Origin of the sequence: Pedobacter sp. AK017 (genome assembly GCF_014200825.1) — a bacterium.
Lineage (GTDB): Bacteria > Bacteroidota > Bacteroidia > Sphingobacteriales > Sphingobacteriaceae > Pedobacter > Pedobacter heparinus.
In genome coordinates, this window is record NZ_JACHCW010000004.1 from 332,320 (window position 1) to 345,799 (window position 13,480).

General features: G+C 41.9%; 21 protein-coding genes and 1 pseudogene. 14 read left to right on the forward strand and 8 right to left on the reverse strand.

What is annotated here, in order from left to right; genetic code table 11:
* Positions 1–11 precede the first annotated feature (11 nt).
* From HDC92_RS07905 to HDC92_RS07930, 7 genes and pseudogenes are all read left to right on the forward strand, one after another.
* Positions 12–662: a hypothetical protein gene (locus HDC92_RS07905; protein ID WP_183873585.1), complete on the forward strand. Its 651-nt coding sequence runs from the start codon at positions 12–14 to the stop codon at positions 660–662.
* Positions 646–2,217, forward strand: coding sequence for an FAD-dependent oxidoreductase (locus HDC92_RS07910; RefSeq protein WP_183873587.1), 1,572 nt, complete (start codon positions 646–648; stop codon positions 2,215–2,217). The genes HDC92_RS07905 and HDC92_RS07910 overlap by 17 nt, the downstream gene beginning before the upstream one ends.
* 81 nt (positions 2,218–2,298) lie before the next feature.
* Positions 2,299–2,570, forward strand: a pseudogene (locus tag HDC92_RS07915) (low affinity iron permease family protein).
* Between the two features lie 92 nt (positions 2,571–2,662).
* Positions 2,663–3,319 carry a DUF4142 domain-containing protein gene (locus tag HDC92_RS07920; protein ID WP_183873589.1) on the forward strand — a complete coding sequence of 219 codons (657 nt, stop codon included), beginning with the start codon at positions 2,663–2,665 and terminating at the stop codon, positions 3,317–3,319.
* Positions 3,320–3,466: 147 nt separating this feature from the next.
* A complete protein-coding gene (locus tag HDC92_RS07925; protein ID WP_183873591.1) occupies positions 3,467–3,754 on the forward strand; it encodes a hypothetical protein in 288 nt (95 codons plus the stop codon).
* 82 nt (positions 3,755–3,836) lie between these two features.
* Positions 3,837–3,959: a hypothetical protein gene (locus HDC92_RS25130; RefSeq protein WP_255484483.1), complete on the forward strand. Its 123-nt coding sequence runs from the start codon at positions 3,837–3,839 to the stop codon at positions 3,957–3,959.
* A gap of 4 nt (positions 3,960–3,963) precedes the next feature.
* On the forward strand, positions 3,964–4,659 hold the full coding sequence (locus HDC92_RS07930; protein WP_221270931.1) for a type 1 glutamine amidotransferase domain-containing protein: 696 nt from the start codon (positions 3,964–3,966) through the stop codon (positions 4,657–4,659).
* Between the two features lie 207 nt (positions 4,660–4,866).
* Here HDC92_RS07930 and HDC92_RS07935 read toward each other — a convergent pair whose 3' ends face one another.
* Complete coding sequence (locus tag HDC92_RS07935) at positions 4,867–5,208, reverse strand: YtxH domain-containing protein (RefSeq protein WP_183873593.1); 342 nt, start codon at positions 5,206–5,208, stop codon at positions 4,867–4,869.
* A gap of 18 nt (positions 5,209–5,226) precedes the next feature.
* Positions 5,227–5,595, reverse strand: coding sequence for an STAS/SEC14 domain-containing protein (locus HDC92_RS07940; RefSeq protein WP_183873596.1), 369 nt, complete (start codon positions 5,593–5,595; stop codon positions 5,227–5,229).
* Positions 5,596–6,047: 452 nt separating this feature from the next.
* On the opposite strand from HDC92_RS07940, the gene HDC92_RS07945 reads away from it, so the two are divergent.
* Positions 6,048–6,575, forward strand: a complete 528-nt coding sequence (locus HDC92_RS07945; RefSeq protein WP_183873598.1) for a sigma-70 family RNA polymerase sigma factor — start codon at positions 6,048–6,050, stop codon at positions 6,573–6,575.
* Positions 6,576–6,791: 216 nt separating this feature from the next.
* Here HDC92_RS07945 and HDC92_RS07950 read toward each other — a convergent pair whose 3' ends face one another.
* The gene (locus HDC92_RS07950; protein ID WP_183873600.1) at positions 6,792–7,097 is read right to left on the reverse strand and encodes a hypothetical protein; all 306 of its coding nucleotides are present in this window, start codon (positions 7,095–7,097) and stop codon (positions 6,792–6,794) included.
* A gap of 186 nt (positions 7,098–7,283) precedes the next feature.
* Between HDC92_RS07950 and HDC92_RS07955 the strand changes: the two genes are divergently transcribed.
* Positions 7,284–7,853 (forward strand): dihydrofolate reductase family protein, encoded by a 570-nt coding sequence (locus HDC92_RS07955; protein ID WP_183873602.1) that lies wholly within the window; start codon positions 7,284–7,286, stop codon positions 7,851–7,853.
* 7 nt (positions 7,854–7,860) lie between these two features.
* On the opposite strand, the gene HDC92_RS07960 is transcribed toward HDC92_RS07955, so the two are convergent.
* Positions 7,861–8,424, reverse strand: a complete 564-nt coding sequence (locus HDC92_RS07960) for a type 1 glutamine amidotransferase domain-containing protein (protein WP_183873604.1) — start codon at positions 8,422–8,424, stop codon at positions 7,861–7,863.
* A gap of 208 nt (positions 8,425–8,632) precedes the next feature.
* Between HDC92_RS07960 and HDC92_RS07965 the strand changes: the two genes are divergently transcribed.
* On the forward strand, positions 8,633–9,007 hold the full coding sequence (locus tag HDC92_RS07965) for a response regulator (protein WP_015808439.1): 375 nt from the start codon (positions 8,633–8,635) through the stop codon (positions 9,005–9,007).
* A gap of 42 nt (positions 9,008–9,049) precedes the next feature.
* Here HDC92_RS07965 and HDC92_RS07970 read toward each other — a convergent pair whose 3' ends face one another.
* Positions 9,050–9,202: a lmo0937 family membrane protein gene (locus HDC92_RS07970; protein ID WP_015808438.1), complete on the reverse strand. Its 153-nt coding sequence runs from the start codon at positions 9,200–9,202 to the stop codon at positions 9,050–9,052.
* Positions 9,203–9,261: 59 nt separating this feature from the next.
* On the reverse strand, positions 9,262–9,996 hold the full coding sequence (locus HDC92_RS07975) for an SRPBCC family protein (RefSeq protein ID WP_183873606.1): 735 nt from the start codon (positions 9,994–9,996) through the stop codon (positions 9,262–9,264).
* Between the two features lie 318 nt (positions 9,997–10,314).
* Between HDC92_RS07975 and HDC92_RS07980 the strand changes: the two genes are divergently transcribed.
* On the forward strand, positions 10,315–10,770 hold the full coding sequence (locus HDC92_RS07980) for a ferritin-like domain-containing protein (RefSeq protein WP_015808435.1): 456 nt from the start codon (positions 10,315–10,317) through the stop codon (positions 10,768–10,770).
* Between the two features lie 133 nt (positions 10,771–10,903).
* Here HDC92_RS07980 and HDC92_RS07985 read toward each other — a convergent pair whose 3' ends face one another.
* Positions 10,904–11,248, reverse strand: a complete 345-nt coding sequence (locus HDC92_RS07985) for a cupin domain-containing protein (RefSeq protein ID WP_221270933.1) — start codon at positions 11,246–11,248, stop codon at positions 10,904–10,906.
* A 169-nt stretch (positions 11,249–11,417) separates the two neighbouring features.
* Between HDC92_RS07985 and HDC92_RS07990 the strand changes: the two genes are divergently transcribed.
* The 3 genes from HDC92_RS07990 to HDC92_RS08000 are packed head-to-tail and all read left to right on the forward strand — an operon-like array spanning position 11,418 to position 12,644.
* On the forward strand, positions 11,418–11,798 hold the full coding sequence (locus HDC92_RS07990) for a DoxX family membrane protein (RefSeq protein WP_183873608.1): 381 nt from the start codon (positions 11,418–11,420) through the stop codon (positions 11,796–11,798).
* Positions 11,799–11,823: 25 nt separating this feature from the next.
* Positions 11,824–12,141 (forward strand): ArsR/SmtB family transcription factor, encoded by a 318-nt coding sequence (locus HDC92_RS07995; protein ID WP_015808432.1) that lies wholly within the window; start codon positions 11,824–11,826, stop codon positions 12,139–12,141.
* A complete protein-coding gene (locus HDC92_RS08000; RefSeq protein WP_183873609.1) occupies positions 12,141–12,644 on the forward strand; it encodes an SRPBCC domain-containing protein in 504 nt (167 codons plus the stop codon). Before HDC92_RS07995 ends, HDC92_RS08000 begins: the two co-directional genes overlap by 1 nt.
* A gap of 87 nt (positions 12,645–12,731) precedes the next feature.
* Here HDC92_RS08000 and HDC92_RS08005 read toward each other — a convergent pair whose 3' ends face one another.
* Entirely contained in the window at positions 12,732–13,403 is a 672-nt protein-coding gene (locus HDC92_RS08005; RefSeq protein WP_015808430.1) for a DUF6766 family protein, read from the reverse strand.
* Positions 13,404–13,480: the final 77 nt, after the last annotated feature.

The following is a 13,480-nucleotide window of genomic DNA, read 5'->3' on the forward strand; positions in this document are numbered from 1 at the left end:
CCTATAAAAATATGGAAACTAATAAGCTAACCAACGATCCAGGGGCGTCACATGTTCCGCCTCAACAAATCGGATCAGAAATGAATGCGGTGGAAAAGATTGAGCTTTCTTCTGAGGCAGAGGCCGTACATTTTTTTAATATTGTAAAGGAACGTTTACTTGACGTGAACCGCTGGAGGCAGCTTGCGGGTGGGGTAATGTCGGATTTTTTTCTCACCGACGGTGCAGGAAATCCCGTGCAGCGCAAGGCTACCGGCGGGGATCACATCAGAATTGATATACCTGGTCCAGGTTCCCTGGCGGGTGAGGGGTATGATTGGGTCACCATTGAAGAGATCAAATCCGAAATGCTGGATGATGCTGAAGTGCTGAGTATGACGGCCAGACCGTCTGCCAATCCATTGGGTGATAGCAAGGATACTGCGCATTTTTTGACCGATCAGGCTACTTCTACTTTCCAGGTGAAGCGTATTGGTCATACGATTTATGCTGAAGAACATGGCCGTAACGAAGTGCCCAATACAGATACAGATCTTTCCCTGGATAATGTCCGCAATACTTTTGTAGGATGGGGTGCTAAGGTAGGGTTTTCTTATCCACAGTGGAAGGTATTGGTAAAAGGTCTATTGAATACCACTAATATTTATGATGATGGAAAGTAATAAGGATGATTTTTCTTTAAGAGATAGCGCAAGTGTGAGCCCCTGGCAGAAGGGTTTTGGGAGTTTTTCGGATAAATTAAGTTCTGCTGTTATCGATGTGGAGAAGGTTTACGATTGTCTAATCATTGGTGCTGGCATCACCGGAATTACCACAGCACTGCTTTTACAGCGCGGAGGGAAGAACTGCGTGATTGTTGAAGCGCAGCAGCCGGGATTTGGAACGACCGGAGGTACGTCGGCGCATTTGAATACTTTTTTTGATGCGACCTACCTGGAGGTGGAAAGTGATTTTGGCGAACAATCGGCAAAGCTACTGGCTCAGGCTGGAAAAGAGGCATTTGGTATGATCGAAGGCTTTGTAAAGGAGCTAGATATGGATTGTGACCTGGAAACTAAATCTGCCTGGCTTTTCGCAGAGGATGAGAAGCAGAGTAAGCAGCTGCAGGAGATTCTGGAAGCATCAGTTAGAGCCGGAGTTTCAGTAGAGGCTACCAGTGAAAATATTGTTCCGGTTCCTTTTGATTCGGTAATCAGATTTGAGCAGCAGGGCCAATTCCATCCTTTGAAATATATTCGTGGGTTATTGAAAGATTTTGTTGATCTGGGTGGTGTGCTGTTGGAGCAGACCCTGATCAGAGAAAATAGTTTTGAGGATGGTATTTATATCGTAAAATCAGATTCTTTGTCGATAAAGGCGAAAAAGCTGGTGCATGCAACGCATATACCGCCTGGAGTAAATCTGATGAGTTTTGAAAACGCGCCTTACCGAAGTTATGTGCTTGGCCTGAAGTTAAAGGATGGAAATTATCCTGATGGCCTGGCTTATGATATGCAGGAACCGTATCATTATTTCAGGACTCATGTAGTAGATGGTCAGCAGTATTTGATCATTGGTGGTGAAGATCATAAGACAGGTCACCAGGATCCGGAACTGGCATTCGAAAATTTAAGAAATTATGCCAGCCGGTATTATGCCGTTGAATCTATTGCTTTCCAGTGGTCTGCCCAGTATTATGTTCCTGTGGATGGTTTGCCTTATATTGGTCAATTACCAGGCGCTGCTGATGGCACTTATGTAGCAACAGGTTTCAATGGAAATGGGATGATGTTTGGAACACTTTCTGCAAAGATCATCTCGGATCTGGTTTTGGGAAATGATAATGCGTATGCCGCTTTATTCAGTCCTTCCAGAATAAAGCCTGTGGCTGGATTTACAGATTTTGTGAAAGAAAACGCGGATGTGGCCTGGCATTTTGTTAAGGACAGGTTTTCTTCGGAAGAATTACAGCAGGTGCATGAGCTGAAAGCTGGTGAAGGCAAACTAGTGAAATTCCAGGGAAAAAAGTTGGCTGTTTACAAAGATGAGGCAGGAAAGGTGACGGCATTAAATCCAAACTGTACACATGCGGGTTGCACGGTCCAGTTTAATGCTGTTGAACGAAGTTGGGATTGTCCTTGTCATGGCGGAAGGTTTGATGTTTCCGGCAAGGTACTTACAGGACCTCCGACTACAGATCTGGAAAAGATCATGATAAGCTATGAGTTGCAGCCTTAGAGTGAATGTATTGCTGTTAATTTAATATTGATGCGCTAATTATTTAACTAGAGTTAGGGTCAAAAAAAGAATTATAGACTAATGAAGACTAAAGCACAAAACAAATTTGAAAATATAGCCACCAAGATTACCTGCTGGACGGGAAGTTCCCTGGCATTTGGAATTGCAGTAGGAGTGGTACTCACCTGGATCATATCCGGGCCTTTTTTAGGTATTCTGATACCTGGCAACTGGTGATCAATACAGGTACAACCATCGTTACTTTTCTGATGGTCTTTTTGATCCAGAAATCGCAGAATAAGGATGGTAAGCCATACAAAAAGACAAGTTATGAATGGCAATGGTACCGCTAAAGCTTAACGATAATATAATATCAATTCTTACATAATCCCCAAACTAATTGCGCTCCATATTGTTGATAGTTAGTAATCTAAAATGTTGAACTATGAAAAATTACTGGAAGAGTTTGCTACCGGTTTGTATATTTATTGGATTACAATCCTGTGGCAATGCTGAAAGAAAAGACCGCGATGAAACTGCAACATCGATAATTGATTCTTTGAGTGACACTACCCAAAGAGCTCATGCAGCTACGGCTGATGTGGAGCTGAATGGCGACGGAAAAGTATTTGTATTGAGCGCTGCAACTGGTGTGATGATGGAGCTGGAAGTTGCTGTGGTGGCAAATAAGAAAAGTAAGAATAAAGCGGTTAAGGATTTTGCTGCGCGTATGTTGAAGGATTATGGTCTGGCAGATCAAGAGCTAAATCAGATCTCATCGGATAAGGGAATTTTATTGCCCAAAACGCTGCCGAAAGAACTGGCTGGATCTGTGGCTGGGCTGAAAGGTTTGGCCAATCGTGCATTTGATCTGCAATATATTCGTATGATGATTGGCGACCACCAGAAAACGGTGCAGTTCTATACTGATGGCGCAAAGTTGACTGATTCTCAGTTGAGGGCTTTTGCTGTTAAAATGCTCCCCATTATGAAAAAGCATTATCAATCTGCTGTAGAGATTGGCAAAAGTTTAAATATGAACAATGTCAATAACGGTGATGATGTGCTTGGTATAAGTCCTGCTAAGGTTGAAAAAAAATAAATATAACCATAGCCTGCCGCTGAGTGACTCAACCCCGGTAAGCCCCAGGGATGGGAAGGACAAATACCGGAAGTTCCTCGGAAGATTTTGAGGATAAGGATTAAATTTTGTCAGATAACCTAATTAAAAACATATAAAACTCAATTTATGGATCCTTTTAATATCATTATCAGAGTTGACGGAGCACAGGTAGACCTCAACATTCATCCCCAGGAAGCTGGCACTTATAAAATTGTATACCACGGTGCTTTAATCGGGGAAATCTTTATGGGAAGTGATGGTGAAAACTGGGAGGCGATAACTGCTGATGAATTGCAGCCTGGCGGGTTCCCGATATATGAATATGATGAAACCTCAGGACACCAGGATATCTTGCTTGATGAGGCTACCGTGCAGGAAATAGGCAGGCAGATTAATAGCCAGAAAGAAGGATAGCCTAGCTTTTGCAGTGATACATGCGTTTAGTCCGATAACGGGTTATTTTAAACTTATAAATCATAATGAATTTAAATAATCCATGTCAGATCCCGAAACAGGTATCTATGGTCAGGGTGATACGTCTGATGCAGTAATTAAATCCTGGCGATCGGCGCTTCAGGCACGTTTCGATAAACTACACGGTGATGAGCTAAAAGACTAATGTTATGGAAAATCAAAAAAACATTTTAATGGTGCTCACTTCCCACTCACAAATGGAGGGAACTAATAGTAAAACAGGTGTATGGCTTGGGGAATTTACCGATCCATATTATGAGTTTATTGATGCCGGATACCGTGTGACTCTGGCCAGTCCGCTTGGGGGAAGACCGCCGGTTGATCCTATGAGTGAGCTGACTGAAAATATTACCGGTGCTAACCGCAGGTTTCAAGATGATGAAATCGCAAAGACCGCTTTTGAACGCACGAATTTACTCAGTCTGATGAAGGCTGGTGATTATGATGCGGTATTTTACCCGGGAGGACATGGCCCGATATGGGATCTGGCGGCTGATCAAAGCAGTGGTCGCTTAATCCTTGACTTTTATCATGCAGATAAGCCGGTCGGCGCAGTATGTCATGGGCCGGCTGCATTGATCAAGGCGGCAGAACTGGAGCCTGGATTTTTGATTGGTAAGAATGTATCAGCGTTTACCAATACCGAGGAGGCTTTGGTGGGAAGGGGAAATAACGTTCCCTATAAACTGGAAACCAGGCTAAAGGATCTGGGTGCTAAGCTGCATTCAGCATTGGTTCCTTTTATGAGCCATGTGAAAAGAGATGGTATGCTAATCACCGGGCAAAATCCGTTATCCGCCGGGCCAACAGCTAAGGCGTTGATCAAAGTATTGGAGCAGGAATGAATTCAAATTTATGGTTATGAAAAAACAGACTGCTAAACCTGAAAAAAAGACTCAATAATTGATAATTACAGCTCATAAAAAGGATGCTGAAAGTAAGCGGTAAGTGGATTAGATCGTACCAAAAAGTGGCAGATATAGAACAAGTTGCTCGCAAAATCGCTTGATTTTATCAGTTACGGCTGGCCAGCCTTTAGCCAGCCGTGGTCATTACTCAATTATGGCTTTTTTCCAGGCTGTTGTGCCTGCTGAAGGAACTTTGATCTGGGTTGGGTCTTTTCGTTTATTAGTAGGTCCTTGTAAATGCTCAGCATGATTGCGGGCGGTTTTTCGGATGTCCTCAATTAAGTGTTCTTCAAGCTCATTCCCTTCGCCATGTTGGGTGAAATTGAGTTTTTCTGTCAATAGTTTTCTGGATTCACGCCCTGATCTTGGGGCAAATAATACAGCTATTGCAGCACCTGCTGCAAGTCCCGCTAATAGTGCAAAGGCAGCCAGGCTGGTGTCCTGCCTGCTTTGAACCGCAGTTCTGATGAGTTTTTTGTAGTTCATAAGAGTGATTTTATAATGTTATGCTTTGTGGCTTAACCAGCCAATTGCTATAGGTAATTCTGTTAGTTTGTAGCCTTTTGCCTCTCCGGGGCTGAGATAGCTGAAAATGTCCGTGAATTTTTCTACGGCCTTCTGATCGGTGACGATCGCCATTTTTTTCCACTCGGTGAGGTGTTTTATCCCGGCAATCAGGTCCTGTACCCAGGCTCCGGCTGTAAAATTTCGTACATCAGTTTCCAGTACCAGCAGGTAATAGATTTCTTTGTACTGCTCGCTTAGCTTTTCAAGGCCGGGTAGTAATACCTGCTGCAAGTCGTCTTTGGTGACCTCGCCACTAGCGCGCAGGCCGAATATATGATCTGGTAGATCAGGAATAATTGTTAGCATATTCTTAAGGTTTTATAGCATAACAAGATAAGCAGGATATGGTTTTATAATTTTAGACTGGTTTTTTGAAATACAGTTATAGTTCTTTTATTCGTTTTTACCCTGCCAAAAACTGCGGATGAGAATGGAATTCAGGCGAGTTACAACGATGGAATAACATGCCGTCTCAACGCTCACGTCCAATTACCTGGACACTTCTGCACTTCACTATTTTTTTATGAGTTTAACTATAGATCCCATAATTATGATAAAAGATTTATTGGTTTTATTAGTGGTTTTACGGCATTTTCACTTTTGAAGTGTATAACAACATGCGCTGGGGCAGAATTGTTTGGAATTAAATTTTCTTGTTGTTTAAAGCTAAAAAATAGTCATTTTGGGCGGTTTTGGTATATGTTTTGCCAATTGTCGTGCTGAAGAGATTTTAATTTTTAACTACATCATTTACCCCTATGAGTACGATTAATCTAAACAATGAAATCTGCAATCACCGCTCTTGCCTGGAAGCCTTTGCAATGAAGTTCACTGCAGATACCGAAGATGCCAATGATCTGGTACAAGATACGATCATTAAAGCGATCCGTTATCATAACTTATATCGTGAAGGAACTAATCTCCGTGGATGGTTGTATACCATTATGAAAAACACTTTTATCAATGAATATCGCAGAACAGGCCGTAGAAGGAGTGTCCTTACAGTAACTGATGACCTGAGTGCCCAGCAGTTGAAAAAAAGTGCAGCTCACAATCTGGGAGAAGGTAAATTTGTTATGGAAGATATTAATAAGGCTATGGAAAAGCTGCAGCCTGAATACTCGTTCCCATTTTTAAGATATTTTGAGGGGTATAAGTATCATGAGATTGCCCAGGAGTTAGGCATTCCAATAGGAACGGTTAAAACCCGGATTCATATGGCCAGACAGGTATTGAAACATCAACTTAAGATGTATGCTAAACAATTATCTGCTGTAACTAGCTAGGAATAAAACTGGTTTTTAATTAGGAATCATACTGCTAACTGGCCTTCAATCTGTTAAAGTGGATTGATTGCCGGTTGCTTTTGTCAATGTAATGGCATTTGTACTTTTTTTATTTTAATTTCCGCTTTACAGCTGGATGAGGTATTGAAGGAAATTGTACGCAACAGAAGCTTGTGTGCTAACGGTAAAGACTATCATTGCAGATAACCTTTTACTTTATTGTTCTTTGGTTTTAGCATAATCACTCCACTGGATTATCCCTTCCTGCTCCGCTTTTTTTACTTCCTGGCTTTTTTCTTTACTGAGATGCTGGTTTAACTGCTCGGTTTCTTCCAATTCTTTTTCCATTGGTTCCGGTAATTCCGAAAGGCCTTTGGTGTCTTTGACATGTTGTAATGGATTTTCAATGTAATCCAAGTCTTTGCCCATGCCCGGTATTTCTCCCTGATTCCAGGGGCCTCTTGCACTTTTATCTGGGGAAAGTTTGAAGTACTGCTGGGTAAATCTTGGGTCATGCTGCAATACTGATCGTCGGTAAATTTTATCAGGTGTTCATAAACCAGCTTTGCCCTGGATTCTGAGGCGAGGTTACTACGGAGATATACGGTAAGGTATGGGAAAAACACCCTTTTATTGTCGCAATTGCACCTCACTGAGGTATAGCCTTACTGTTTAAATTTGGTTAACAATTAGATGAATAGAAATAAGATGAGGAAGATCAGAATTTTCGAACATATCTCGCTTGACGGAGTGATCGAGCACGATGGGGACTACACCTATGGGGCATGGACAACACCTTATCGAAGTCCTGAGGGGGCGACAATGCTCTTTGAAGCTTACGGACCGAACTTTGATTTGCTGCTTGGCCGCCATACCTACGATATATTTAGTGGCTTTTGGCCTAATGCCGGAGATTTTCCGATGGCAAATGCGATCAATGCTGCCACCAAGTATATCGCAACACATAGACCCGAAAGCCTGCAGTGGGGACCGGTGCAGGACCTGGATGGGGAGCTTAGTGGTGCCATTAGCGATCTCAAGCTAACTGAAGGGCCCGACCTGATCGTGATTGGAAGTTCAACGCTAACCGCTGTATTGCTTGACAAGGGACTGGCCGACGAAGTGATACTGATTACCTACCCGGTTCTGCTTGGCAGGGGTAAACGCTTACTCTCGGACAGTATTGATGCACGAGAACTTACTTTTGTGGATTCCAAGACCACGCCCACTGGTTTGCTCATCAACACATACAGGCACCTTGGGCCGTTAAAAAAATGATTTACTTTTAGGTGTGTTGCCCTTCATGGACACCCTCTGCGAATTCTTCTACCATTTTGTCATTGAAGGCAGGAAGGTCATCCGGGCTACGGCTGGTAACCAAGCCCTTGTCAACCACAACTTCCTGGTCATACCAATCTGCTCCGGCATTGAGCAGGTCAATTCTTACGGTTTTTGTCGAGGTCAGTTCTCTGCCTTTTACTACTTCAGCTGTGATCAAAACCTGTGGCCCGTGACAGATCGCTGCTACTGGTTTTCCTGCCTCAAAGAATGCTTTCACAAAGGCGATGGTATCATCATTCTTCCTCAATGCATCCGGATTCAAAACCCCACCTGGAATGACTAAGCCCTGATAATCTTCGGCATTGGCTTCACTGATGGTCTTATCTACATCAACTTCTATGGTCCACTGATGATCGCCCTTCATGGCCTGTATCTTTCCTGCTGTAGAGGAAATGATATGAACAGTTGCACCTTCCTCCTTTAGCCTTTGCACTGGGCTAGTCAATTCTGTTTCTTCAAAACCGCTTTCTGATAAAACGGCAATGGTTCGATTGCTTAATTGTCCCATAATTACTGTTTTAATGTTCAACTTTAAGTTCTCTGTATACTATACAATGCCAATTTAAACTCTGGATTCTTGCTCTTTTGATTCCTTGCCTTTTTAAAAACAGCTAGGATTTAAAAAAGTTCTTTAATTGTTCGATCTGCATAAAGCTATTTTTATTGGTTTTGTTTAATAAAATCGTATATTTATTAAGCAAATTATAAATGGGCTTATGGAAACCATTATTGTACAAGATACTGATGCCGCCATTTTGGATGTGCTTACAGAAGCTTTAACGATGGAAGGCTTTGATGTTTTGCCGGTGGCAGATATTGAAGGTGATTTTCTCTCCTTGATAGATCAGCACAGGCCTCACGTGGTAATGCTGGATTACAGATTAAATGGCGAGGCCTGTAAGCAAACCTGCTTTCAAATTAAGCAGCGATATCCGCACCTTCCCGTGATTGCAATGAGCTGCAATTACAATATCGACCGTCTATATGGGGCTAATGGTTTCGATGGTTATATACGTAAGCCTTTTGACCTGGATTTGCTGTACACTATACTCAGAAGACATATTCCGGAGCAACAAAGGAAGGACCAGTAATAATACAGACATTTGGCCAGGAATTTCTACAGCCTTTATGTATTAGGCGGCTCTTCGGATTACGCCGAGGACGACTGCTATGATTGCGATAACGATCAGGATATGAATAATTCCGCCGGTATAGAATCCACCGAAAAAACTGATGGCCCAGATGATGACCAATATGACTGCGATTGTATAAAGTAGATTTCCCATGATGTTGTTTTTTAAGGTTTATGTATACTTATAACACTTGCTGAACGTATTTTGTTTGCCTATAAAGCCAGTCCTGCATATTGTTTGAAATCGTTTTCCTCTGCATAGGTTTTAAAACGTTGAATGTCCTGGCGGATCATGCGTTCAAATATACCGTTGAAAAGCGAAGCGATGCCTCTGCCAACACTACCTGCTGGAGGGAAGTAATCGATTTCTATGTGCAGTTCAGTTCCTGTCCCGTTTAAGGTTTCCCGGAATTCTATCTTCCCTGCATTGTCGATCATCGAACCTTCCAATGACTGCCAGCCCAGATAGGATCCCTTTTCTTCCCTGGTAATTTCGGCATTCCAGTTCATATCAGTCAATCCTCCGGGGGTATTGGCTGTCCAAAAGGATATTTTCTCACTGACTTCTTCGACGCTTTTCAGGTGTTCCATGAATTTAGGGAGATTGGAAAATTCCCGCCAGAAAGCATAAACTTTGTCTATCGGGGCATTGACTACAATATCCTCGGTAATGTTGATGGCCTGGGGATCGGTAGTGTCCTTTCCAAGTTGTTGGTAGACCGGGCATATACCTGTAGCGCCGCGATAAAGCATGAGTCCACCTGCAGCTACTCCCTGCAGTCCGAGAAAGGGGTGTTTACCGATTTTTTTCAGGCTCTTGTACAATAGCCAGCTTCCACCCAACAGGGAAACGATCCGTTCCCCCTGGTCGATGTTTTCTTTTCCATTAGTAGGAAGGCTTAAGGTGCACAGATGTTCCATAATTTGGTTATTCAATTTGTTTTTCATGTGTAGATGATTAAGGGTATGCTTTCGATTTGGCATCTGCCTATTGAACAATGTTACTGGACTTTGGTTTTAGCGTTATTAAAATTTGTTGAAAGTATTGTTCTCCATTCTTTTTTGTCAGGTAACTAATTTTAAACTTATAAAACTCAATTTATGAATCCTTTTAATATCATTGGGAAGCTATTACAGCAGATGAGCTGGAACCCTGAGGGTATCCTGTGTATGAGTATGACGAGAATTCCGGCCATGAGGAAATATTATTGAAATTTTAAACAGAATGCCATTGTTGTTGTTCTTTATACACAAATATAATATACTATGGAAACAAACAGAGAGATCATCAGCGACCTGAAAGGATTGGTCAATATTGTCAATGACGGGAAAGAAGGTTATGCCACTGCAAGCGAAGCTACAGACAGCGGCGAACTGAAAACTGTATTTTTGAAATATGCTGCGCAGCGTGCGGATTTTGCAGACGAACTTAAGGAACACATTGCTCAGCATGGGGGCGATTCGGATAATCAGGAAGGTGGCATTTTAGGTGCATTGCATCGGACCTGGATTGACATTAAGCAGGCTTTAAATAGTAAGGAAGATGCAGCTATTTTAAGTGCAATTGAGACCGGGGAGAAGGCTGCTATTGAAAAATATGATAAAGTGTTGGAGAACTATGGTTCACATTTAGATCATATTGTATTGTTGCAGCGTCAGCGTACCGGTATTCTGGAAGCTTTGAAAGAAATTGAGACCTATCATCTGCGCTTGGTACGATAACAGGTTATTTTAACCCAGGTTCACTATTCTACTATGGCTTTTTTCAGGCTACTGTGCCGGCGGAAGGGACTTTGATTTGGATAGAATCTTTTCGTTTACTGCTGATGCATAAGTGGGTTTGCTGGGATTTAAACTATGATTCTGGTTCTTTTTTAATGGTCTGCATGGATTCCAGTTCAAAGCTAAGGTTGACTGAGCGCTCGCCTTTAGGCCTGGTGCGGTGCAGTACGTTGGCGGGGATGGTGTAAAGCTGTCCGGGGCTGAGTTCGATAAGCTGATCCTGGAGTTCTATAATCAGCTGGCCTTCCAGGCAGAGGAAATTTTCATCTGAATTGGGATGGTAATGCCAATAATAAGGCAGGGTCATGATGCTTATTCTGATGATGTGGTCGTTTACCATATTCAGGGGCAGATTGTGGTATTTGCCGCTCACTGTTTTGCTGATCTGATTTAGGTCGATTAAGGTTAGTGCTTCCATATCCATGAAACATTTTTCTGGTTGATTATGTTTAACCTCTGCAAGGTTGGTTTTAATCCAACCTGCTACTAAAAGTAGGAGCGAGTAATTTTTTTGAAAATAAATTTGTGCAACTGATCGGTTGCTTTTATATTTGCAACCAATTGGTTTACTATTTAAATAAATTACAATGAAGAAAAGGATAATTTTTGTTTTATGTCTGCTCACTGGCCTGATGTTTATTAATACGGGATTGGATAAATTCTTTCATTATATGCCGATACCAAAGGAAATGCCTGAAAAAATGGTGCAAGCCGGAAAAGCGTTTATGGAGATAGGCTGGCTTATGCCGTTGGTTGGTTCCATTGAAATACTCGGAGGTTTATTATTGATCTTTGACAGAACAAGGGCTCTTGGTGCGATAGTAATTTTACCTGTTTTAACAGGTATTCTTCTTGCCAACATCAATATGGCACCATCGGGTTTGCCTATCGTATTTGTATTGATCGGCATTATCCTGTGGGTGATTATTGACAATAGGGAAAAATACCTGCCAATGATCAAAGGATAAGTTTAACTATTCAAGATCATAATCAATGAGAAGAGATATTTTTCAAGCGGTAGCTGATCCAACCAGAAGGGCCATTATTGCGTTAATTGCATTACAAGCAATGACACCCAGTGCCCTTGCCGAGCATTTTGACACCACCAGGCAAGCCATATCAAAACATTTAAAAATATTGACTGAATGTGAATTAGTGAAACAGGAACACCAGGGACGGGAAATTCATTATCAGCTTGAAATTGATAAAATGAAAGAAATAGACAGCTGGCTGGAACAATTCCGTAAGATCTGGGAGACCCGTTTCCAACAACTAGACGATCTTTTATTAACCATTAAAAAGAAAAAATAATGAAACACAACCTACAATTCGACTTCATTGCTGAGAAGGCAAAAAATACGCTGACCATCAGGCGTGAATTTTTAGCTGACCGACAACTGGTTTGGGACTGTTATACCAAGGCCGAACTGCTGAACCAATGGTTCGCTCCAAAACCATTAACTACAAAGACAAAGTCAATGGACTTTCGCGAAGGCGGTTTATGGCATTACGCAATGGTAGAACCCAATGGCACTGAATATTGGGGTTTGACAGAATACCTGAAGATTAAACCGATAGATTTTTATACAGCCTTAGACGCTTTCTCTAATGCAGAAGGTGAAATAAATGAAGACTTACCCCGCGCAGAGTGGCTGGTAAATTTTATGGACAAGGATGACAATGCTCTTGTAGAAACCAAAGTAACCTACAAATCCCTTGCCGACCTGGAAACGGTTATACAAATGGGAATGGAACAAGGTATGATTGCAACTCTTGAAAAATTAGATGAATTATTGTCGATCTTAAAAAAATAAAATTAATGATAATTTATTTCTTTAAACAGGCTTTGAATATAATTCAAAGCCTGTTTTTATTGGTAAGTGCCTGAATTGTTTAGTTAACTATTTACCGGTTTCCAGGTGCGGGGAATCGACAGGTTTTGATTCCGGAGAGCCTTTCTGTCGAAGGTAAATGGTTAAAAATACAATAGAAGCTACGGATAGGAATTCGCTTTGCCAGTTCTGAAAGGTCTCAAACCAGAATTCAGGTTGTCCCAGGTAGTCCATGACACTTGATGTGGGTAAGTGTTTGGTGATTTGCTCTACATTGTGGTTCTGCCAGCTTCCATAGAAATGTAATCCCCAGCTGGCAAAGAACAGGGTCCCGAAGCAGATCGATAGAGAATTGCTGTAGAGTTTCAGGATCCAGCCCCCTTGTTTGACTGGCCAGGGGGCATCATAATAAGCCTGTGGGGTGCGATCTACTTCTTCAGGCTCATCAAGTTGTTTGGATTCTGCTGAACCTATTTGTCGGAGTGATATGGTCAGAAGTACATATAGGGACATTTGCAGAAATTCGCTCTCGAAATTCTCGAAAGTAGCTGAGATGAAATGTCCGCTTTTCAGGTAACTGCCCAGTCCGATCTGTTGCGCATTGTTTTCTTTCAGATCCTGGTTGTGTTGTTTCCAGCCGGTCAATGCCTGCGCACCAAGTGTTACGATAAACAAAAGTAGAAAAACGATGGTGAGCCCGTTACGGTAGAAATAGGAGCGATTGGTAGGATTTGCTTTCATGTATTAAATTTATAAATATGAATTGTGATTGATTTGACGTTCCTGAGGCAATACAACCTCAAGAAATGTTTTTTGTT